This is a genomic window from Nocardioides glacieisoli (genome assembly GCF_004137245.1).
In the GTDB taxonomy this organism is placed as follows: Bacteria; Actinomycetota; Actinomycetes; order Propionibacteriales; family Nocardioidaceae; genus Nocardioides; species Nocardioides glacieisoli.
This window is the reverse complement of sequence record NZ_SDWS01000005.1, coordinates 58,426-78,144: the sequence shown is the minus strand read 5'-3', so window position 1 is coordinate 78,144 and position 19,719 is coordinate 58,426. Positions and strand designations below refer to the sequence as shown.

At 71.8% G+C, this 19,719-nt stretch carries 19 protein-coding genes, 2 tRNA genes and 1 other RNA gene; 6 read left to right on the top strand and 16 right to left on the bottom strand.

Annotated elements, in window-relative coordinates; genetic code table 11:
* Positions 1 to 31 precede the first annotated feature (31 nt).
* Complete coding sequence (locus tag EUA06_RS11960; protein ID WP_129475881.1) at positions 32 to 490, bottom strand: GatB/YqeY domain-containing protein; 459 nt, start codon at positions 488 to 490, stop codon at positions 32 to 34.
* Positions 491 to 516: 26 nt separating this feature from the next.
* Here EUA06_RS11960 and EUA06_RS11955 point away from each other — a divergent pair, with 26 nt between their 5' ends.
* The 5 genes from EUA06_RS11955 (at position 517) to EUA06_RS11935 (ending at position 3,997) form a co-directional block, all read left to right on the top strand.
* Positions 517 to 1,461, top strand: coding sequence for a metallophosphoesterase (locus EUA06_RS11955; protein ID WP_129475879.1), 945 nt, complete (start codon positions 517 to 519; stop codon positions 1,459 to 1,461).
* Positions 1,461 to 2,093: a dihydrofolate reductase family protein gene (locus tag EUA06_RS11950; protein ID WP_129475877.1), complete on the top strand. Its 633-nt coding sequence runs from the start codon at positions 1,461 to 1,463 to the stop codon at positions 2,091 to 2,093. The genes EUA06_RS11955 and EUA06_RS11950 overlap by 1 nt, the downstream gene beginning before the upstream one ends.
* Positions 2,094 to 2,254: 161 nt before the next feature.
* Positions 2,255 to 2,328: transfer RNA gene (locus EUA06_RS11945), tRNA-Pro, on the top strand.
* 64 nt (positions 2,329 to 2,392) lie between these two features.
* A complete protein-coding gene (locus EUA06_RS11940) occupies positions 2,393 to 3,154 on the top strand; it encodes an alpha/beta hydrolase (RefSeq protein ID WP_129475875.1) in 762 nt (253 codons plus the stop codon).
* A 33-nt stretch (positions 3,155 to 3,187) separates the two neighbouring features.
* Entirely contained in the window at positions 3,188 to 3,997 is an 810-nt protein-coding gene (locus tag EUA06_RS11935; protein ID WP_129475874.1) for a hypothetical protein, read from the top strand.
* 97 nt (positions 3,998 to 4,094) lie between these two features.
* On the opposite strand, the gene EUA06_RS11930 is transcribed toward EUA06_RS11935, so the two are convergent.
* The 7 genes from EUA06_RS11930 to ffs form a co-directional block, all read right to left on the bottom strand.
* On the bottom strand, positions 4,095 to 5,150 hold the full coding sequence (locus tag EUA06_RS11930) for an aspartate-semialdehyde dehydrogenase (protein ID WP_129475872.1): 1,056 nt from the start codon (positions 5,148 to 5,150) through the stop codon (positions 4,095 to 4,097).
* A gap of 1 nt (position 5,151) precedes the next feature.
* On the bottom strand, positions 5,152 to 6,432 hold the full coding sequence (locus EUA06_RS11925; protein WP_129475870.1) for an aspartate kinase: 1,281 nt from the start codon (positions 6,430 to 6,432) through the stop codon (positions 5,152 to 5,154).
* 70 nt (positions 6,433 to 6,502) lie between these two features.
* Complete coding sequence (locus EUA06_RS11920) at positions 6,503 to 7,105, bottom strand: DUF5063 domain-containing protein (RefSeq protein WP_129475868.1); 603 nt, start codon at positions 7,103 to 7,105, stop codon at positions 6,503 to 6,505.
* Positions 7,102 to 7,698 (bottom strand): recombination mediator RecR, encoded by a 597-nt coding sequence (gene recR / locus EUA06_RS11915; RefSeq protein ID WP_129475867.1) that lies wholly within the window; start codon positions 7,696 to 7,698, stop codon positions 7,102 to 7,104. Before recR ends, EUA06_RS11920 begins: the two co-directional genes overlap by 4 nt.
* Positions 7,699 to 7,707: 9 nt before the next feature.
* Positions 7,708 to 8,088 carry a YbaB/EbfC family nucleoid-associated protein gene (locus EUA06_RS11910; RefSeq protein WP_129475865.1) on the bottom strand — a complete coding sequence of 127 codons (381 nt, stop codon included), beginning with the start codon at positions 8,086 to 8,088 and terminating at the stop codon, positions 7,708 to 7,710.
* Positions 8,089 to 8,131: 43 nt separating this feature from the next.
* Complete coding sequence (locus EUA06_RS11905; RefSeq protein WP_129475863.1) at positions 8,132 to 10,273, bottom strand: DNA polymerase III subunit gamma and tau; 2,142 nt, start codon at positions 10,271 to 10,273, stop codon at positions 8,132 to 8,134.
* Positions 10,274 to 10,341: 68 nt separating this feature from the next.
* Positions 10,342 to 10,431: signal recognition particle sRNA small type (ffs, locus tag EUA06_RS11900), an RNA gene on the bottom strand.
* A gap of 106 nt (positions 10,432 to 10,537) precedes the next feature.
* On the opposite strand from ffs, the gene EUA06_RS11895 reads away from it, so the two are divergent.
* Positions 10,538 to 10,622, top strand: a tRNA-Ser gene (locus EUA06_RS11895).
* 78 nt (positions 10,623 to 10,700) lie between these two features.
* Here EUA06_RS11895 and EUA06_RS11890 read toward each other — a convergent pair.
* The 8 genes from EUA06_RS11890 to EUA06_RS11855 all read right to left on the bottom strand — a co-directional run bounded on the left by EUA06_RS11890 (position 10,701) and on the right by EUA06_RS11855 (position 19,695).
* A complete protein-coding gene (locus EUA06_RS11890; protein WP_129475861.1) occupies positions 10,701 to 12,002 on the bottom strand; it encodes a UDP-N-acetyl glucosamine 2-epimerase in 1,302 nt (433 codons plus the stop codon).
* A gap of 59 nt (positions 12,003 to 12,061) precedes the next feature.
* A complete protein-coding gene (locus tag EUA06_RS11885) occupies positions 12,062 to 13,129 on the bottom strand; it encodes a sugar phosphate nucleotidyltransferase (protein WP_129475859.1) in 1,068 nt (355 codons plus the stop codon).
* Positions 13,126 to 14,364 (bottom strand): S8 family serine peptidase, encoded by a 1,239-nt coding sequence (locus EUA06_RS11880; RefSeq protein WP_129475857.1) that lies wholly within the window; start codon positions 14,362 to 14,364, stop codon positions 13,126 to 13,128. Before EUA06_RS11880 ends, EUA06_RS11885 begins: the two co-directional genes overlap by 4 nt.
* Positions 14,364 to 15,791 carry a type VII secretion protein EccB gene (locus EUA06_RS11875; protein WP_129475855.1) on the bottom strand — a complete coding sequence of 476 codons (1,428 nt, stop codon included), beginning with the start codon at positions 15,789 to 15,791 and terminating at the stop codon, positions 14,364 to 14,366. Before EUA06_RS11875 ends, EUA06_RS11880 begins: the two co-directional genes overlap by 1 nt.
* Before the next feature lie 11 nt (positions 15,792 to 15,802).
* On the bottom strand, positions 15,803 to 17,185 hold the full coding sequence (gene eccD / locus EUA06_RS11870) for a type VII secretion integral membrane protein EccD (RefSeq protein WP_129475853.1): 1,383 nt from the start codon (positions 17,183 to 17,185) through the stop codon (positions 15,803 to 15,805).
* A 306-nt stretch (positions 17,186 to 17,491) separates the two neighbouring features.
* Positions 17,492 to 17,782: a WXG100 family type VII secretion target gene (locus tag EUA06_RS11865; RefSeq protein WP_165354368.1), complete on the bottom strand. Its 291-nt coding sequence runs from the start codon at positions 17,780 to 17,782 to the stop codon at positions 17,492 to 17,494.
* A gap of 33 nt (positions 17,783 to 17,815) precedes the next feature.
* The gene (locus tag EUA06_RS11860; protein ID WP_129475849.1) at positions 17,816 to 18,127 is read right to left on the bottom strand and encodes a WXG100 family type VII secretion target; all 312 of its coding nucleotides are present in this window, start codon (positions 18,125 to 18,127) and stop codon (positions 17,816 to 17,818) included.
* 176 nt (positions 18,128 to 18,303) lie between these two features.
* Positions 18,304 to 19,695, bottom strand: a complete 1,392-nt coding sequence (locus EUA06_RS11855; RefSeq protein WP_129475847.1) for a ubiquitin family protein — start codon at positions 19,693 to 19,695, stop codon at positions 18,304 to 18,306.
* Between the last annotated feature and the right edge of the window lie 24 nt (positions 19,696 to 19,719).

Sequence of the window (19,719 nt, the reverse complement as noted above, 5' to 3'; positions counted from 1 at the left end):
CAGCACGCTGACCGGGCGCTTCCTCGCGCTGTCAGCCCAGCTGCTTGCGTACCTCCGCGGCGACGGCGCCGCCGTCGGCACGACCCTTCACCTGCGGGGTCACGACGCCCATCACCTTGCCCATGGCACGCATGCCCTCCTCGGCCGCGCCGGTCTGCGCGATCGCGGCCGACACGAGCTCGGAGACCTCGGCGTCGGTGAGCGGGGTCGGGAGGTACTCCGCGATGACCTCGCCCTCCGCGGCCTCCTTGGCCGCCATCTCCTCGCGACCTCCGTCGGCGAAGGCGGTGGCCGCCTCGCGGCGCCTCTTGGCCTCGCTCGACAGCACGCCGAGGATGTCGTCGTCGGTCAGCTCGCGGGCCTCCTTGCCGGCGACCTCCGCGTTGGTGATGGAGGTCAGCACCATCCGCAGGGTCGAGGAGCGCACCTCGTCACGCGCCTTGATGGCGGTGATGAGGTCGGCGCGGAGACGGTCCTTGAGAGCACTCATGCGGCCCATTGTGGCAGCCTGTCCGAATGTCCTTCCTCCCCTTTGTGCGGCGCACGCTGACCATCGGCGCGCTGGCCGGGGCGGGGCTGACGACGTACGGCGCCTGGGAGGCACGGCAGTACACCCTGCGCCGGGTGACGGTGCCGCTGCTGCCCGCGGGTCACGCGCCGCTGAAGGTGCTCCACCTCAGCGACATCCACATGGCGCCGGACCAGCGGGCCAAGCAGGAGTGGTTGCGCGGGCTGGCCGAGCTCGAGCCCGACCTCGTCGTCAACACAGGTGACAACCTCGCGCACGCGCGCTCCGTGCCCGTGGTCACCGACGCACTGGGAGGCCTGCTCGACGTCCCCGGCGTCTACGTCCTCGGCTCCAACGACTACTGGGTGCCGACCATGCGCAACCCCTTCCTTTACCTGCTCCCCGACACCGGCGCACGCCACACGTCGGGCCGCCAGCTGCCGTGGCCCGACCTCAAGGACCGTTTCAACCAGGCCGGCTGGCTCGACCTCACCAACGGCTTCGGGCGGCTCGACGTGGGCGGCACGTCCATCGCCTTCGCCGGTGTCGACGACCCGCACCTGCAGTACGACGACCTGGCGCGCGTCGCCGGCCGCGCCGACCCGGCGACCGACATCCGGCTCGCCGTCACGCATGCGCCGTACCTCCGGGTGCTCGACCAGTTCGCGAGCGACGGCTACGACGCGGTGATCGCCGGGCACACCCACGGCGGCCAGGTGTGCCTGCCGGGCGGTCGCGCCCTGACGACGAACTGCGACATCGAGCCCGCTCGTGCCCGCGGCCTGCACCGCCACCCCGCTGACTCGGAGCCCGGCGACACGGGTTCGGCCTGGCTGCACGTGTCCGCCGGGCTCGGCACCAACCCCTACGTCCGGATCCGGGTCGCCTGCCGTCCCGAGGCGACCCTGATGACGTTCGTCCCCGGCGCCACTGCACCCGCCCAGGAGGCCTGATGTCGCTCGTCCGCGTCACCAACTTCGCCATCTCCCTCGACGGCTACGGCGCCGGCGAGCCGCAGTCGCTCGAGGCGCCGTTCGGGCACGCCGGCATGAAGCTCCACGAGTGGCGCTTCGCGACGTGGCAGCCCGGTGCACCCAACGGTCTCGACGCCCTCTTCGGCAGGCAGTACGACGTCGGGTTCGGCGCCGAGATCATGGGCGCGAACAAGTTCGGCCCGCCCGGCTGGCAGGACGACCCCGACTGGCGCGGCTGGTGGGGCGAGGACCCGCCCTTCCACACCCCGACCTACGTCCTCACGCACCGGCCCCGGGCAGCGATGGAGATGGAGGGCGGAACGACCTTCCACTTCCTCGACGCCTCACCCACCGACGCGCTCGTGGTCGCGAAGGAGGCCGCCGGCGACCTCGACGTCCGCATCGGGGGCGGCGCGAGCACGGTGAACGCGTACGTCGCCGCCGACCTCGTCGACCACCTGCACCTCGCCGTCGTACCCATCGTCCTCGGTCGCGGCACGTCGCTCTGGCAGGGTCTCGAGGCCCTGGAGGACACCTTCCACATCGAGGCCGTCACGTCCCCGAGCGGGGTCACCCACCTGTCCCTGACCCGGCGGTCGCCCTCTGCATGACTCCCCGCACGTGCGGGGAGTCTGACACCTGGAGGGGGTTGCACAGGCCACCACGTGTCCGACTCGCCCTCCAGGTCCACCGCGCGCGGGGCGATTTCGGGCGGCCCTGACCGAGCGGGTATGGTTGCCCGCGTTGCCCAGCCGGAGTCTCGGACGGGCAGCGGGGTGTGGCGCAGCTTGGTAGCGCGCGTCGTTCGGGACGACGAGGCCGCAGGTTCAAATCCTGTCACCCCGACATCGGGACGGACCCACGTGAGACGTGGGTCCGTTCGTCATTTCGGCCTCCCTACAGTGGTGCGATGGCCCTGCTGACGTGCGACTTCTTCTCCGACGCCCTCGAGCGCGGGACCTCGATGACCGTCGTCCTGCCCCAGCCCACCCTCGAGCAGATCGGCGTGAGCGGGACGGTCCACCAGGACCCGCCGCGCGTGCTCTACCTGCTCCACGGCCTCTCCGACGACCACACCGCCTGGCTGCGCTACACCTCGATCGAGAGGTACGCCACGGCGCTCGGCTTCGCCGTCGTGATGCCCGCCGTCGACCGGTCCTTCTACGCCAACGAGGTGCACGGGCACGCCTACTGGGACTACGTCTCCGACGAGCTGCCGCAGGTCGTACGACGTTTCCTCCGCGTCTCCCACGACCCCGCAGACACGTTTGTCGCCGGGTTGTCGATGGGTGGCTACGGCGCGCTCAAGCACGCGGTCACCCACCCCGATCGCTACGCAGGCGCGGCGTCCCTGTCCGGTGTGGCCGACATCCGTCAGATCGGGGAGCGGCTCGAACGCGCCGAGATCGTGGAACGGGTCTTCGGCGGCGAGTTCGGCCCCGGGGACGACCTGTTCGGGCTGCTCGCCGCGGTGGACCCGGCCACGGCCCCCCGGCTGTACGTCGGCTGTGGCACCGAGGAGGACCGGCTGATGCCGCCCAACGAGCGGTTCGTCGCCGAGGCGCGCGCCCGTGGGCTCGACGTGACGACCGACTTCCGCCCCGGCGTTCACGAGTGGGGACTCTGGGACGCCCAGATCCAGGACGTCCTCGTCTGGATGGCCGGGTCCTAGGAGCGCGACCGCGCTGTTTGGCACACTGCCCCCATGGCAGACACGGGCAAGCCCGACGACGACAGCCCTTCGCTGGAGATGCCCTCCTTCTCGCTCCGGCGGAAGAAGAAGGAGGCGCCGCCCGAGGACGTCGCCCCCGAGCCTCAGCCGGAGCCCGAACCGGCTCCCATCCCGGAGCCGGAACCAGAGCCGGAGCCCGAACCGGTGGCCAAGTCCGAGTCGGCACCCGTCCCTGAGCCTGAGCCCGTCCCCGCGGCCGAGCCAGTCCCGGCACCCGTCCCTGAGCCTGAGACCGTCCCCGCGCCCGAGCCGGAGCCCGAGCCGGCGGCGTACGACGCCCCGACAGCGGTCGTGCCGGTGGTCCACGAGGCCGCCGAGCCGAGCCCGCCGGAGCCCGAGGACGAGCCGGCCCGCGAGCGCCGCGAGCTCCCGCTCTCCGGCCTGGCCGCAGCAGCTGCGACAGGCGTCGCCGTCGGCGTCCTCGCGGTGCTCTTCTCCTGGCTCGCCACCAGCGCCTGCGAAGCGGTCCGCGGTACGTCGTCGTGCGGCGGCGGACCCGGCTTCGTGATCCTCCTCGTCGTGCTCGCGCTCCTGGCGGTGGCCGGGGCGTGGCTGCTCGACATCTTCGGTGAGCCGGACTACGGCTCCACCAGCCTCCTGGCGGTCGGGATCATGGCGGTGCTGGTGATGGTCTTCCTGCTCGGCTCGCTGGACGAGCCCTGGGCCGTCATCGCCGTACCTGTCACGGCCGTCATCGGCTACTGCGTGTCGTGGTGGGTCACCCACGCAGTCGTGGGCGACGAGGCACCCCAGGAGACCGCGGAGCCCCGCGACGTCCGCTGAGCCCGACTTGTCAGGCTCTCGCTGAACATGTCAGGCCGTGCACGGGCCGACATGTTCAGTGATCCCCGGTCAGCCGGGGATCACTGAAGCAGCACGCTCAGAGGGCGGCGGCGACCAGCTCGGCGATCTGCACCGTGTTGAGCGCGGCGCCCTTGCGGAGGTTGTCGCTGCTGACGAACAGCGCCAGGCCGCGGCCACCCGGCACGCCCTCGTCGGCACGGAGGCGACCGACGTAGGACGGGTCGCGACCGGCCGCCTTGAGCGGCGTCGGCACGTCGTCGAGCTCGACGCCGGCTGCGGTCGCGAGGATCTCGCGGGCCCGCTCAGGGGTCATCGCCCGCTCGAACTCGGCGTTGATCGCCAGCGAGTGGCCGGTGAACACCGGCACCCGGACGCAGATGCCCGACACGGGGAGCTCGGGGATGCCGAGGATCTTGCGGGACTCGTTGCGGAGCTTCTGCTCCTCGTCGGTCTCGTTGAGGCCGTCGTCGACGATCGAACCGGCCATCGGCAGGACGTTGTAGGCGATCGGCTCGACGTACTTCACCGGGTCGGGGAAGGTGATCGCCGCACCGTCGTACGCCAGCTCGCGGGCCTTGTCGCCCGCGGCGGCCACCCCGTCGGCGAGCTCCGCGACGCCGGCGACGCCCGATCCGGAGACGGCCTGGTAGGACGAGACGACCAGGCGGGCGAGGCCGGCCTCGTCGTGCAGCGGCTTGAGGACCGGCATGAAGGCCATCGTCGTGCAGTTCGGGTTGGCGATGATGCCGCGCCCCGCCTCGATCACGCCTGCCATCGCATCGGGGTTGACCTCCGAGACGACCAGCGGGATGTCGGGGTCCTTGCGAAAGGCCGAGGAGTTGTCGACGACGATCACGCCGGCGTCGACGAACTTCGGGACGAGCGCGCGCGACGTCGTGGCACCGGCGGAGAAGAGGGCGATGTCGAGCCCCGTCGGGTCGGCGGTCTCGGCGTCCTCGACGGTGATCTCGCGGTCGCCGAAGGGCAGCACCGTGCCCGCGGAGCGCGCGGAGGCGAAGAAGCGGACCTGGTCGTCCGGGCCGATCAGTCCGAGGTGGGCGCGCTCGAGCAGGATCTGGCGCATTGCGACGCCGACCTGGCCGGTGGCACCGACAATCCCGATGTTGACCATGTCAGCGTCCCGTCCCGCCGTAGACCACGGCCTCGACCTCGTCGGCGTCCAGGTCGAACGCGGTGTGGGTCGCGCGGACCGCGTCACCGACGACGTTCTCGTCGACGATGACGGAGATGCGGATCTCGGAGGTGGAGATCATCCCGATGTTGACGCCCGCCGAGGCGAGGGCACCGAAGAACTTCGAGGTGATGCCCGGGTGCGAGCGCATGCCCGCACCGATGAGGGACACCTTGCCGATCTTGTCGTCGTAGAGCAGCTTGTCGTAGCCGACCTCGGCCTGGATCCGGGCCAGCGCGGTCATCGCGGTCTGGCCGTCGGTGCGCGGCAGCGTGAACGAGATGTCCGTCAGGCTGGTCGCGGCGGCCGAGACGTTCTGCACGATCATGTCGAGGTTGATCTGCGCGTCGGCCAGGGCCTCGAAGATGCGGGCTGCCTCGCCGACCTTGTCGGGCACTCCGACGACGGTGATCTTGGCCTCGCTGACGTCGTGGGCGACACCGGCGATGATGGGCTGTTCCATGGGCTGTACCTCGGTTCCGGGGCGCGGGTCGTTGACGACCCAGGTGCCCTCGAGCTGGCTGAACGACGAACGGACGTGGATCGGGATGCCGTAGCGGCGGCCGTACTCCACGCAGCGCAGGTGCAGGATCTTGGAGCCGCACGCGGCGAGCTCGAGCATCTCCTCATAGGAGACCTGGTCGAGCTTGCGGGCGCTCGGGACGATCCGCGGGTCGGCGGTGAAGACGCCGTCGACGTCGGTGTAGATCTCGCAGGCATCGGCCTCGAGCGCTGCCGCCAGCGCGACCGCGGTGGTGTCGGTGCCGCCGCGCCCGAGCGTGGTGATCTCCTTGGTGTCCTGGGAGACGCCCTGGAAGCCGGCGACGATGACGATGTGGCCGTTGCCGATCGCCTCGGTGATCCGGCCCGGCGTGACGTCGATGATCTTGGCCTTGCCGTGCACCGAGTCGGTGATCACACCGGCCTGCGAGCCGGTGAAGGAGCGAGCGGTGAAGCCGAGGTCGCTGATCGCCATCGCGACGAGCGCCATCGAGATGCGCTCGCCCGCGGTGAGCAGCATGTCCATCTCGCGCGCCGGCGGGAGCGGCGAGACGCCGTTGGCCAGGTCGTAGAGGTCGTCCGTCGTGTCGCCCATCGCCGACACGGCGACGACGACGTCGTGGCCGGACTTCTTGACGTCCACGATGCGCCGCGCGACGCGCTTGATGGCGTCGGCGTCGGCGAGCGAGGAGCCGCCGTACTTCTGCACGACAATGCCCACGATCAGTCCCTCGGAAAGGTTGGTGGCAACGACGGCCCACCGGCGACGTCGGCGGCGGACCGAGACAATTCTACGGCTGCGCGGTGGGCGCGCTCCCCAGCATCTCATCGGCGACCTCGACCTGCTCGGCGTCGGCGTCGAAGTCGGTGTCGAAGCGGTCGTGCGCGACGACGGTGATCAGCGCGTTGAGCGCCGCCCCCGCGAGGTTGCCCCAGTTGTTGACGTAGGAGAACTGCCACCACCACAGCGCCTCGTCGACGTTGCCGGCCCGGAAGTGGCGCAGGCCGTTCTCCAGGTCGATGGCGATCGAGGCGAGGTCGTCGGAGAGCCGGCTCTGGACGACCTCGGGGACGTAGGGGTCGAAGACGAACGTGTACGCGTCGACGCCCTCGAGCATCTCGGCCAGCCGCAGCCGCAGCTCGTCGATGTCGGCCTCGGGGCCGACGTCGGGCTGGAACTCCTCGCGGGGCGTGAAGTCGGTCTGGGCCCCGAGTCGCGCGCCGGCGAGCAGCACCTGGCTGATCTCGAGCAGCAGCAGCGAGATGGCCTGCGAGCCGTTGCCCTCGCGGGCGATCTCGCGCAGCGCGAGCAGGAAGCTCGTCACCGAGTCAGCGATGGCCTCCTCGAACCTGATCTTCTCGGTCTGGTCGCTGGTCACTGGGTCGTCCTTCATTGGGCTGATCTCCTTCCGGCGAACGCACGGCCGAGCGTGACCTCGTCGGCGTACTCGAGGTCACCGCCCACTGGCAGTCCACTCGCCAAGCGGGTGACACGCAACCCCATCGGGAGGAGCAGGCGTGTGAGGTAGGTCGCGGTGGCCTCGCCCTCGAGGTTGGGGTCGGTGGCGAGGATGACTTCGGTGACGGTGCCGTCGGCCAGCCGCGGCATCAGCTCCTTGACGTGGAGCTGGTCGGGGCCGATGCCGTCGATCGGCGAGATGGCCCCGCCGAGCACGTGGTAGCGCCCACGGAACTCGCGGGTGCGCTCGATCGCGACGACGTCCTTGTACTCCTCGACCACGCACAGCACGGTCGGGTCACGCCGCTCGTCGCGGCAGATCCGGCACTGCTCGTCCTCGCTGACGTTGAAGCAGACCGAGCAGAACTTCACCCGGGCCTTGACCTCGATCAGGACGTCGGCGAGCCGGCGTACGTCGACGGGCTCGGCCTGCAGCAGGTGGAAAGCGATGCGTTGCGCGCTCTTGGGACCGACGCCGGGCAGCCTGCCCAGCTCGTCGATCAGGTCCTGGACGACGCCTTCGTACAAAGGAGGTCCTCAGCCCAGGGACGGCGGTAGGAAGCCCAGGCCACCGGCGCCGCCGCCGAGGCCCTCGGACAGCGGGCCGAGCGAGTCGCCGGCGAGCGCCTCGGACTTGGCGCGAGCGTCGCGGTAGGCGGCGACGATGAGGTCGGAGAGGTCCGACAGGTCGTCGGGGTCGCTGCCGTCGAACTCGCCCGCGCGGATGGTCACGCCGACCAGCTCGCCCACGCCGTTGGCGGTGACGGTGACCGCGCCGCCGGCGATCGTGCCGTCGACCGTCTGCCTGGCCAGGGCGGCCTGCGCCTCCTCGAGCTGCTGCTGCATCTGCTGCGCCTGCTGGAGGAGGGCGTTCATGTCGAAGCCGCCGCCGAGGGCGTCGAAGGGGTTCTGGGTCATCGGGTCTCCAGGTGGGACGTGAGGGAGAGGGTGGACGGGCTCATCAGTCGTTCCTGATCTCCTCGATCAGCCGGGCGCCGAGCGTCTGGCTGAGGAGTGACTCGGTGTCGAGCGCTGCCGACTCGGCATCGCGGTCGTCGTCGCGGTCGACGTCGTCGTCGGCCGATCGGACCGGCTCGGTCGGCTCTGCCGGTCCGCCCGAGCGGGCGGCCTCGAGCGCCTCGCGCGCCGGGGCGGCGGAGACCGGGGGCTGGGACGCCGCCTGGGCCGGGGGCTGCACGGGCTCACCGTTGGGAGCCTCGACAGCCGGGGCCGGTCCGCCCGTCACCCAGTCCGGCGGGGCGTCGGGTGCGGCCTGGGTGGGAGCGGGCTCCGCGGCGGGGGCACCGGTCGACGCCTGGTGCACGACGGGCGCCTGGGCCGACGCGCCGCTCGGGTCGACGATCGACTCGACCTTCCAGTCCATCCCGACCACGTCGATCGACGCCTGGCGGAGGATCTCGTCGCACCCGCCGTTGACGAACGAGTCGCGCGCACCGGCGTTGGCGAAGCCGACCGTCAGCCGGGTGGCGTTCACGTCGACCACGTGGGCGTGCTGGGACAGCACCATCCATGCGAGCCGGCGACGGTTCTTGGTCTGCTCGAGGATGTCGGGCCACAGGCGGCGTACGTCGACGAGGCTGAGGCCGCCCTGCGGCCCGGCCGGCTGCTCGGCGACGGGCTCGTCGGAGGCGGGCGCCGGCGCAGGAGTGGAGGTCGGCGCAGCGTCAGGGACGGAGGGGACCGGCTCCGGGACGGACGTCGGCATCGGCGGGGGCGGCGGCGGGCCGTCCTGCGACGCCGCGGGCGCCGGCACCGGGGGCGGTGGCGCGGGCTCGTCGCGGGTCGGGGCAGCAGGAGCCGGCGCCGTCTGGGCGGCGGGTGCGGGCGCCTCCACCGGCGCGGAGGGAGCGGGAGCGGTCGGAGCGGCGGCGGCCCGCGCGGCCGCGACCGGCGACGTGGGAGCGGGCGTGCCGGTGACGTCGAGCCGGCGCTCGAGGCGCTCGAGCCGCGCCATCACGCCGTCGGAGGTGTGGTCGGCACCGGGCAGGAGCACGCGGGCGCACAGAAGCTCCAGCAGCAGCCGCGGCGCGGTGGCGCCGCGCATCTCGGTGAGCCCGGCGGCGACGATGTCGGCGGCGCGGCTGAGCTCGATCGCGCCGAACCTTGCCGCCTGGGCGACGAGCCGCTCGCCGGCGTCCTGGGGGACGTCGATGAGGCCGGTGGCCGGGGCGTCGGGGACCGCCGTGACGATCACGAGGTCGCGCAGGCGGCGGAGCAGGTCCTCGGTGAAGCGGCGGGGGTCCTGGCCGGTCTCGACGACCTTGTCGACGACGGAGAACACCGCTGCGCCGTCGCGCGACGCGAACGCCTCGACCACCTCGTCGAGCAGGGTGTCGGGGGTGAAGCCGAGGAGGTCGCTGGCCAGCTTGTGGGTCACGCCCGCCTCGCCGGCACCGCCCAACAGCTGGTCGAGCACGGACAGCGAGTCGCGCGCCGACCCCGCCCCGGCTCGGACGACGAGGGGCAGCGCGGCCGGCTCGATGGCCACGCCCTCCTCGCCCGCGAGCTGGGAGAGGTAGTCGCTGAGCAGACGAGGCGGGATCAGCCGGAACGGGTAGTGGTGGGTGCGCGAGCGGATGGTCGGCAGCACCTTGTCGGGCTCGGTCGTGGCGAAGATGAACCGCAGGTGGGGCGGCGGCTCCTCGACCAGCTTGAGCAGGGCGTTGAAGCCCTGCGTGGTGACCATGTGGGCCTCGTCGATGATGTAGACCTTGTAGCGGTCGCGCACCGGCGCGAAGAACGCCTTCTCGCGCAGGTCGCGGGCGTCGTCGACGCCGCCGTGGGAGGCCGCGTCGATCTCGATGACGTCGATCGAGCCGGGCCCGCCCCGGGCCAGGTCGCGGCAGCTGTCGCACTCGCCGCAGGGGTCGGAGATCGGCGCCTGCGCGCAGTTGAGCGCGCGGGCCAGGATCCGGGCCGAGGTGGTCTTGCCGCAGCCGCGGGGGCCGGAGAAGAGATAGGCGTGGTTGACCCGGTTGGCCGCGAGGGCGGCGCGCAACGGCTCGGTCACGTGGTCCTGCCCGATGACCTCCATGAAGGTATCGGGCCGGTAGCGGCGATAGAGCGCGAGCGGTGACTCCACGTCGTGAACCCTAACCGGGGCCACCCACAGCGGACAGGGCACGGTGCGTACTCATCAACCAGACATGAAGAGGCCCCCCACGCACCCGTCAGAGCTCACTTGCCCTTGCTGCCTTCCGGCCCTGGGGGATTGGGCGAGGTGACGCCGCGTGGGGGGTTGCCCGGGAGTCTAGGCGAGCGCCGATGCGGCCCCCAAACCCAGGGCCTGCGAGGGCGGGCGCAGTCGATTTCACCGGTCCCCGAGGCGACCGGTACTGTCCTCCGCGGAGGTATCGCCTAGTGGCCTATGGCGCTCGCTTGGAAAGCGGGTTGGGTTAACGCCCTCGGGGGTTCGAATCCCCCTACCTCCGCCGCACACACGAAGGCCCCGCCGTCCTGAGGGACGCGGGGCCTTCGTCGTGCGCCTCGGAAGAAGGGTCGTACGCCGCTCAGCGCAGCTGGGCCTTGAGCCCGTAGCGCCACTCCTCGGAGATCAGCAGGCTCCCCTCGTCGAGGCGCTTCTCGACCGCGTCGACGAGCATCCGTGAGGCACCCTCGGGGTAGACCCGGTGCCACGACAGCTCCTTGCGGTGCTCGTAGACGTTGTGGATGACGCTGGTCATCAGGGCCTTGTCGATGGGCGGGGCGAGGAAGTTGCTGCCGGCGAGGAAGGTCTCGGAGCGGTCGGAGCCGAAGCGGAGCGTCACGCAGGGCACCTCGAGCACGTTGGCCTCCTCGACGATGCTGCCGGAGTCGGTCACGATCACCGCGCACATCGACATGGCGGCGACGACGTCGAGGTAGCTGTCCCACACGGGCGTGGAGATCAGCGCGTCGCCGTACCTCGCCTCGAGGTCCTCGAGCCACTGCCGACGGCCGAAGTTGTCGATGGCGGCCTCGGTGCCGAGGAGGCGGATGAAGAGGATGTGGTGGCCCTGCTCGAGCAGCGCCTCCATGGCGTCCATCAGCAGGTTGAAGCGGAAGTGGTTGGTCGTGTTCTCGCGACGGTGCACGCAGAACCGCAGGAACGAGCCGTCGCCCATCTGCGGGAACTTCTGCAGCACCTGGTTCTTGTCGCTGCCCGCGACCGCCTGGGCGAGCGCGTCGACGACCGAATTCCCGACGACGTCGATGGCAGCCGGGGCGAAGCCCTCCTCGATCAGGAACTCGCGGTTGAGCTCGACCGGGGCGGCGTGCAGGTCGGTGCCGGCGTCGGCCACGCGGGTGTTGAACTGCTCGGGCGACGGCTCGCGGCTGCCCTTCGACCAGCTGGTGCGGTCGATCGACTGCTCGCGGAATGCCGCCCAGTCGAGGTCGGCGCCCTGCTCCAGCCAGCCCCGCAGCACCTCCGGCTTCGGCGACAGGGTGCGCAGGCCGGCCTCGACGTGGACGAGCGCCTGGCGCTCGCCGAAGGTGGCGAGGGCGCCGGCCATCGCGGTCGTGGTGTCACCGTGGACGTACGTGATGGGGAACCCGCCGCGCTCGGCGAAGCCGCGCAGGTAGAGCGCGAGCTTGGCGGTGATGCCCGAGACGAGGTCGTTGACGCCGCCGCGCACCTCGAGGTTCACGTCCTCGCGGACGCCGAACTCGTCGAGCATCGACTGCGACAGGTTGTGGTCGTAGTGCTGGCCGGTGTGGCACAGCACCACGTCGTGGCCCCGCTCACGCAGCTCGTGGTAGATCGGCGCCTGCTTGATGATGTCGGGCTTGGTGCCGACGACGACGATGTGCTGGCTGTTCTCGTGGGACATGGGTTCCTTCGGGTTCTACGAGGGGTCGAGAGGCTGAGGAGAGCTCGCGCTGACGCGGCTCAGAGGAGATCTTCGCGGTTGGTGGCCGCGAGCAGCGAACGGAGGTGCGCGAGCGCGGCGGGATCGATCGCCTTCCGCTTGTCGAGGACGTAGACCGCGTCCTCGTGGGACACCACGACCAGGCCGGTGGCGCCGAGGGTGATGACGGGCCGGCCGTCCATGCTGGCGACGAGGACGTCGTCGCACTCCAGCTGCAGGGCCGGGCCGATGGCGTGCTCGTCGTCGTCGGCGAGCACCTGCTCGAGACGCTTCCAGGTGCCGATGTCGCTCCAGCCGAGGTGGCGCGGGACGACCAGGCACTCCATCCCGGCGGCGAGCAGCGGGTAGAGCTCGTGGCCGCCGATGGCTGCTCCGCGGTAGCCGTTCACGTCGGGCCGGTCGGCGGTGAACCGCGAGATGGCGTCGAAGACCATCGGCATCGCCGCCCGGTAGGCGTCGCACGCCTGCTGGACGCGTACGCCGTAGCAGGCGGTGTTCCAGTAGAGGGAGCCCGCGTCGCCGATCTCGTCGATCGTCGCCGGGTCGGGCTTCTCGAAGAAGCTGGTGATCACCTCGACGGGGCCGCCCTCCCCCGCGGTGTGGATGTAGCCGAGGCTGCCGTCGAAGCCGGTCGGCTCGGCGCCGAGCACCACCATCGACTCGGGGCTCTCGACGAGCTGGGCGAGCATGTCGCGCGAGGCCTGGTTGAACGCCTCGTCCTCGGTGATGAGGTGGTCGGACGGGGCGATCAGCGCCGGCGCGTTGCCGTAGCGGTGCTCGAGGGTCGCGATGCCGAGCGCGAACGCGGTCGCCGGACCGGCCGGATCCTCTTCCAGGATCAGGTTCTCCGGAGGCACCGGCCCGAGGGTCGCGCGGGCCGCCTCGGCGAAGCGGGCGCGCGTCGAGACGTGGATGCGGGACGGGTCGACGATCTCGCTGAGCCGCTCGATGGTGCCGGTCAGCAGGGGACGCCCACCCAGGACCGGCTGGAACTGCTTGGGGCGGCGGTCGCGGCTGATCGGCCACAGGCGCGAACCCTGGCCCCCGGCCAGGATGACGGCGACCGGCTCGTCCGACGTGTCAGTCATGGGGCGATTCCATCATGGCGGGAGCTGCGGACGAGCGGTCGCAGCATGAAGGCGAGTGCGAGCAGCGACCCGGCGACCAGCCCCGACCACAGCAGGATCGCGCGGGGAGTGCTGAACAGGTCGACCGGCCGAGGCGCCGGAGGCGCCTGCGCATCGGCCCGCGTCTCCTGCACCGTCGCCTCTACCTGCCCTTGGCGATCGGGCCTGATCTGGCGCGTCAGCGCGTCGTGCGCCTGGACGACGCCCGCCCCGGTCCACGGGTCGCGCGCACCACCGCTCTCGGTCGTGGCCTCCAGCCGGGCGACCAGCTGGCGCGGCGTCTCGCGCGGGAAGCGCTCGCGCAGCAGCGCCAGGATCCCGCTGACCTCGGCGGCCGCCCAGGACGTGGCGACCTGCGGCACGACGCACACCTGTCCGGTCGCGTTGACCGAGATCGCGCCGAGCGTCGGGGCCGCCACGTCGGTGTCCGTGTTGGGCCTGACGTACTGGCTCGGGTCGCCGCCGTCGGGCGGCGTCGCGCTGACCGCGAGCACGCCCGGGTAGTCGGCCGGCCAGACATCGGCGTCGTTGCCCGGCGTGCCCCTGAACCCGTCCTCGCTGGACGCGTCACCCTCCTCCTTGTTGCCCGAGGCCGCGACCACGACGAGGTCGAGGGCGACGAGCCGGGCGACGGCGTCCTCGAGCGCAGGATCGGGCTGGGTCACCGCCAGCGAGATGTTGACGACGTCGAAGCGCTCGCGCCGGTGGGCCTCGATCACCTCGTTGATGCCCGCGACCATGCCGGCGGACGACAGCGCCCGCTCCCCCTGCGCGGGATCGGCCACCTCGGCGTCGTAGACCTTGACGTCGAAGACCTGCGCGTCGGGCGCGACGCCGTGCGGGCCGGCGATCAGGTTCGCCACGATCGTGCCGTGGCCCGACAGCCGGGTGGCGGGGTTCACGCCGGGGATGGTGGCGCCGTCGTAGGGGATCGCCCCTCCCTCGCCGCCCACGATGCCGCTGTCGATCACGGCGACCTTGACCTTCTTGCCCGAGGCGAGCTCCTGGGCCCGCTCCACGTGCATCCGGTCGAAGGCAGCGTTGTCCTCCTCGTGCGTGTCGGCCAGGCGCTCCGAGCCCGGCACCTCGCTGATCGAGCAGGGGGCCTCGTGGTCGGCGTGCGCCGGCATCGCCCACGCCGGCACGATCGCGGTCGCGACGATCCCGGCCGCGAGCGTCGTACGGACGCGGTGCACTAGCCGTCCTCGTCCGAGTCGGGCGGTGGCGCGTCCTCCGGCACCCGGCGCGCACTGTTGGTCGTCAGGGGCACGCCCGTGTCGAAGAACCGCATCCAGGTGCTCGGCACCAGCGGAGGTACGACGTCCTCGTAACCGATGTAGGTCGGCACCAGCGGTCCCAGCAGGTACTTCTCGCCCTTGGTGTCGACGACGTAGGGGGTGCCGCCGGTGGCCGCGTCGTCGGAGCCGGACAGCACGTAGGCCCCGAGGCTGGGCTCGACGTCGACGTCGTGGCGCCCGGGGCTGATCGGGTCCTCCCCGGCGGGGTCCGCGGCGCCGGTCGGGTTGGTGGCCAGGCTGACGCGCGCGGCGGTCGCCGGTCCGGGGTGCAGCTCCGCGCACATCGCCCCGGAGGTGACCGCGGTCGGCAGGCTCGTGGGCCACTCGTCCGGGACCGTGGTGTCGTCGAACCTGGCGTTGACGTCGTCGGGGACCTCGACGGCCGGTCGGCCGACGACGGTGTAGACCATGGCGGCGAAGGGCGAGAGCTGCTGGGGAGCGTCGTCGCCGAGGAGGTAGTAGCGACCCGAGGACGCGGAGACCAGGAGGTCGCCGATCGCGAACTCCGAGAGATCGGTGCGGGTGTCGCCGTAGCCCACCGGCTCGCCGGTGCGGGTGACCCCGAAGGACTCCTCCTCCAGGTCGGTGCCGGACGCGGTCGGGAAGAGGTTGAGCCAGTCCTCGTCGACCTCGACCGGCGTCGCGCCGAACTGCAGCCGGTTGCCGACGGTGGAGGCGGAGATCTCGTCGTCGGGCATCGCGAAGCGCCAGGCCCGGCCCTCCTGGTCACCCACGGGTGGAGCGGTGGCGATGAGCCACTGCTCGCCCTCGCTGGAGACGAGGAACGCCGATCCCGTCAGGTCCTCGACCGACGGGGTCTCCTGCACGGCGACCTTGATGCCGAGCCCGTCGCCGGTGCAGGCGGTCCAGCCGTCGTCGACGAGCTCACTCGCTGCCGGGAGGCCGGCGGGGGCGCCCTCGATGCCGAGGTCCTCGCCGAGGCTGACGGTGCGGATGTACTTGTCGCGCACGGTGAAGGGGGTCAGCTCGGCGTCGGCCAGCAGCAGCTGGGCGGAGACGTAGTTGGGCACCCGCTGCAGGAGCGGGTTGTCACCGCCGACCATCACGACGTACTGCTCGCCGGTGTCCTTGGAGATGATGAAGCTGCCCTGCTCGAGCCACTGCGCCGGCGGGCGTCCCAGCAGGAAGCCGGCGATCGCGGCGCCCGCGAGCAGCAGCACCGAGAGGGCGACGCCACCGATCAGCACCCGGCCGGGACGCACGGGCTCGACCTCGCGACCGCCGGGAGCGCCGGACACGAACGCCGTCACCAGCCGTCGACGGCTGAACGCGTGGGCCTCGACGAGGTCCTTCTTGGTCGCCACCCGTCAGCTCCTCAGCCCGCCACCGCGGACACGAAGCCGGCGGCGAGCACCATGAGCGGGAGCAGCGCGATCAGGGTCATCGTCTCGACGACGTCGCCCATCCGTCCCCGGCGCACGGAGGCGGACGCCGGCACGAGCGTCAGCGCGAGCAGCACCGCGCCGATGCCGGCGAGCCCGATCGCGGCACCCGCCCGCCACTCCTCGTGGATGAGCAGCATCGAGACCGCGACCGACACCAGTCCGAGGATGCCGGAGGTCAGGCCGGCCAGCACCTCGGCGCCCGTGCGGTACTGCCGGGTGCGGAACATGACGGCGAGGCAGCAGACCGCGGCCAGGATCGTGCCGTAGACGCCGCGGTCCACGGCGAAGGGCGCGAACAGCACGAGCAGCGTGCCGACGGTGGCGGACACCGCGAACAGGATCTCGTGACCCACGCGGGCGTCCTCGGCCACCTCGTCGGGGTCGATCTCGTCGGGGTCGGCGGTGATGTCGTGCAGCGAGTAGAGCTGGTCGACGCTCGTGCCGGTGACCCCGAGGGCGAACCACGGGAAGATGCTGCCGGCCAGCACCACCAGCGTCATCAGCACGGTGAAGACCGGGCCGGGCTCCAGCGAGGCGACCCGGATCAGCACCGAGCTGGCGACCAGCACGGCACCGACGACGATGGCCGGGATCACCAGCGGGCGGCCGTCCTGCAGGCCGACGACCGCGACCAGCCCGACGGCGAGGACACCGAGGCCGGCACAGAGCAGCGGGTCGGTGAAGAAGGCGTCGTCGAGGGGCCAGCTCCAGCCCGGCAGCTCGCCGGGCGCGAGCAGCAGGCCCGCCACACCGGCGTACACCGAAGCGAGCAGGGACACGGCGACGCCCGCCTCGGGCTCGTGCTGGGCGCGCGCCAGGACGACCCCGCCGACGACGAGGAGCGCGGCGATCACGGCCGCGGCGACGCCACCGAGCAGGCTCTCGCCCTGCAGCAGGAGGGCCAGGGCGCCGAGGCCGAGCAGGACGCTTCCCGCGCCGAGTGCCGTACGCCGTCCGGCTGCCGGCTCCCACGGCTTCAGCTCGTTCTCCACGACGTCGGCCATCGCCTCGACCACGTCGTCGTAGACGCGGGGCGCCTTGTCGTCGACGCCGGCGGTGACGGTCAGCAGGCCACCGTCCTCGATGCCCTGCATCGTCAGGCCGGCGTTGGCGGCGAGCTGGCGTCCCTCCTGCGTCACCAGGCGGTAGCCGCCGTAGACGGTGGAGGCGTCGAGCAGGCCGACCGAGCGGGCCAGCTCGGGCACCAGCTCGGCCACCGGGATCGAGCCCGGGAGCACCAGGTCGACGCGACGCGAACCTGACGCGATGGTCACCCGGACCAGGCCCGAGGCGACCGAGGACCCCTGACTCATATGGCCTTCCCCCTGCTGAACGTGATCGTCCCGACCGGGGGCCGGGGCACCGAACGGGGAGCAGCCTAGGCCATCTCATTCGGGCATCGGCCGTCGCGAGCGGCGCCTGGTGTGGGTGCTGGCAAGGCGGAGGAGGGAGACATGGCGGAGCCATGGCGACCGACGACAACGCAGCCAGCGCGCGCACCGGGCGTCGCGCAGCAGGTCGAGGACCGAAGGAGGTGGCCCGAGGCGACTGCTCACCGGAAATGGGTCGAGGCCGATCATCCCCGGAGGGACGACCGGCCTCGGCCGAGCGGAGTGCGCTCAGAAGCGGTTGGCGCCGCGCGCGTCGGCCGCCTTGTACTCGGCGTTGGACGAGTCCACGCCCTGGCTGGCCTGCTGCAGCAGGAGGGTCATCTCCTGCATGGCCTGGTCCCACTTGGCCTTGGCCTGGTCGTAGGCCATCTTGGCGTTACCGTTCCAGTCCGACCGCAGCGGGTTGAGCTCGCTCTCGAGCTGGTCGAGGCGGGCCTCGATGTCCTTGGCCGCCTTCATGACGTCGGCGGCACCGGCGTCGAGGTGGCCGTGCTGGACCTTGATTCCGTCGAAGCTCATCATCGATCTCCTCAGTCTTGTCAGGGCCCGGCGTCAGCCGAGACGGCCCTGGAGGTTGGTGTGGGTGGCGGACTGGTTCTCGTCGGTCGAGACGTTGTCGCGCTCCGTCTCCTTCATCGACGCGGAGAGCTGGTCGAGGGCCTTGAGGATGGTCTCCTGCTTCTGGTCCCACGAGATCATCAGGTTGTTGAACGCGGTCGCGCCCTGGCCACCCCAGCCGGCCATCAGGGTCTGGATGTTGCCGGAGAGGACGCCACACTTGTTCTTGACGTCACCGCGGGCCTGATCGACGTAGTCGGCGCCCTTGGAGAGGGCCTTCTCTGTCTGGCCGTACATGTCGCTCATGGAAGTTTCCTTCTCCCCCGGCGGTCTGACCGGCCGAGTGTCGTGGATGTGGTGGCGGACCACCGTCTTGGTCGTGAGCTGCTACTCAGGGAGACGTCCCGACCCCCTGTGCTGACGTGGCATCTACCCGACCGAATCGGGCCTAAACATCGATCCACCGAACGGTGGACGAGTGCCTAGGACGTGATTTCCCACAGCCGCCGGAAGATCCCGGCCGCGACGACCGCCGCAGCGAAGGCGAAGCTGCCGCACAGGGCCTCCGCCACCTCCGCGCGGCGCGACCACCAGACCGAGCGCCAGCCGCGGCCGGTGGCGACGGCGGCCGCGACCGCGATCGCGCCGAGCCCGACGACGACGTAGGAGAAGGTGTCGAGGTGACCGGCCCCGGGACCGGTCACGAGGTGCTCGGCCAGCGCGGCGAGGGCGCCGAGCCCGGCCAGCCGGAGGAACGCGCGGGCGGCAGCGTGCCGGTAGGAGCGGGCGGCGAGCAGCAGCGACAGGCCGGCGAAGAGCACGAGGCAGCGCGCGCCGATGCGGTCGAGGTCGACGGTGGCGCTGTGCAGCAGCAGCGGGCTCGCGGTCACCGTGACGACCATGATCGCGACGCTCGCCCCGGTGACGATGCGCGAGGCGCGGTGGACCAGCCGCTCCATCGCGTCGGCACTCACCACGACGCGGCCGCGGCGCCCGGTGGGCTGGGAGTCGCGGGCCGACCAGGCGGTGACGGCGAGCCGTTCGAGGTCGAGGAGCGCCTCGTCGGGCACGTCGATGGCGAGCGACGGCGCGAACCGCGCGGCCATCATCGCGAGGAACACGAGGAGGGTCCACGCGACGCGGGCGTCCCAGCCGAGCAGGGCCGTGAGGGCGCAGCAGACGAACACCACGAGGCCGCTGGCGATCCACACGATGCTGGTCTCGTCGCTGTGGGCGGCGAGCGCGCGGCCGATGCCGGCGACGACCGCTGCGGCGATCCCCGCAGCACCGAGGATGGCCGGCAGCAGGTGGACGCCCGGCTCGTAGAGGGCGGCGAAGGCGGCGGCCGCCGCGAAGGCGGGGGCCGCGGCGGCACGCTGACGCTGGTGGCGGCCGACCGGGAGCACCCCGACCAGCGCACAGGCGAGCAGCATCCCGACCGTCACGGTGCGGAAGGTCTCCTCGCCCGCGCGACCGGCGTACCACGCAGCAAGCACGGCGGCCGCGGACGCGACCGCCGCGATCATGGAGGCCAGCGCCGGGCTCTCGGGCGCGTTCTTGGCCGCGTCGAGCAGCGTCGTCCTCCTCGGGCGGTGCACCCCGCTCGTGGCGACGAGCACGTCGCCGGGCTGTACGCCGGCCTCGCTGAGCGGGACGGCCGCGTTGAGCCGCGTGCCGAGCGCGGTCTGCAGCAGCGGGATGCCCGGCACGGAGCCGGCGCCCGCACCCGACTCCCGGGCCTGCGTGGCGTACTCGCGGGCCACGTCGACCGCGGTGGCGCCGGCAGGCACGACGAGGTCGAGCACCCCGGCGGGGCCGTGGATGCTGACAGCGATGGTCGCGTGCGCGGGGCCCGGCACCACGACGTCCGACACGATTCCCCCTTCGCACGCATCGAG

Excerpts from the sequence above, each read along its gene's own strand:
- EUA06_RS11865 (WP_165354368.1), bottom strand. The coding sequence starts at position 17,782 with ATGAGCTTCGACGGAATCAAGGTCCAGCACGGCCACCTCGACGCCGGT.
- EUA06_RS11890 (WP_129475861.1), bottom strand. The coding sequence starts at position 12,002 with ATGTCCCACGAGAACAGCCAGCACATCGTCGTCGTCGGCACCAAGCCC.
- EUA06_RS11955 (WP_129475879.1), top strand. The coding sequence starts at position 517 with ATGTCCTTCCTCCCCTTTGTGCGGCGCACGCTGACCATCGGCGCGCTG.
- EUA06_RS11910 (WP_129475865.1), bottom strand. The coding sequence starts at position 8,088 with ATGACCCAGAACCCCTTCGACGCCCTCGGCGGCGGCTTCGACATGAAC.
- eccD (WP_129475853.1), bottom strand. The coding sequence starts at position 17,185 with ATGAGTCAGGGGTCCTCGGTCGCCTCGGGCCTGGTCCGGGTGACCATC.
- EUA06_RS11950 (WP_129475877.1), top strand. The coding sequence starts at position 1,461 with ATGTCGCTCGTCCGCGTCACCAACTTCGCCATCTCCCTCGACGGCTAC.
- EUA06_RS11920 (WP_129475868.1), bottom strand. The coding sequence starts at position 7,105 with ATGAAGGACGACCCAGTGACCAGCGACCAGACCGAGAAGATCAGGTTC.
- EUA06_RS11860 (WP_129475849.1), bottom strand. The coding sequence starts at position 18,127 with ATGAGCGACATGTACGGCCAGACAGAGAAGGCCCTCTCCAAGGGCGCC.
- EUA06_RS11940 (WP_129475875.1), top strand. The coding sequence starts at position 2,393 with ATGGCCCTGCTGACGTGCGACTTCTTCTCCGACGCCCTCGAGCGCGGG.
- EUA06_RS11885 (WP_129475859.1), bottom strand. The coding sequence starts at position 13,129 with ATGACTGACACGTCGGACGAGCCGGTCGCCGTCATCCTGGCCGGGGGC.
- EUA06_RS11960 (WP_129475881.1), bottom strand. The coding sequence starts at position 490 with ATGAGTGCTCTCAAGGACCGTCTCCGCGCCGACCTCATCACCGCCATC.
- EUA06_RS11930 (WP_129475872.1), bottom strand. The coding sequence starts at position 5,150 with ATGGTCAACATCGGGATTGTCGGTGCCACCGGCCAGGTCGGCGTCGCA.
- EUA06_RS11935 (WP_129475874.1), top strand. The coding sequence starts at position 3,188 with ATGGCAGACACGGGCAAGCCCGACGACGACAGCCCTTCGCTGGAGATG.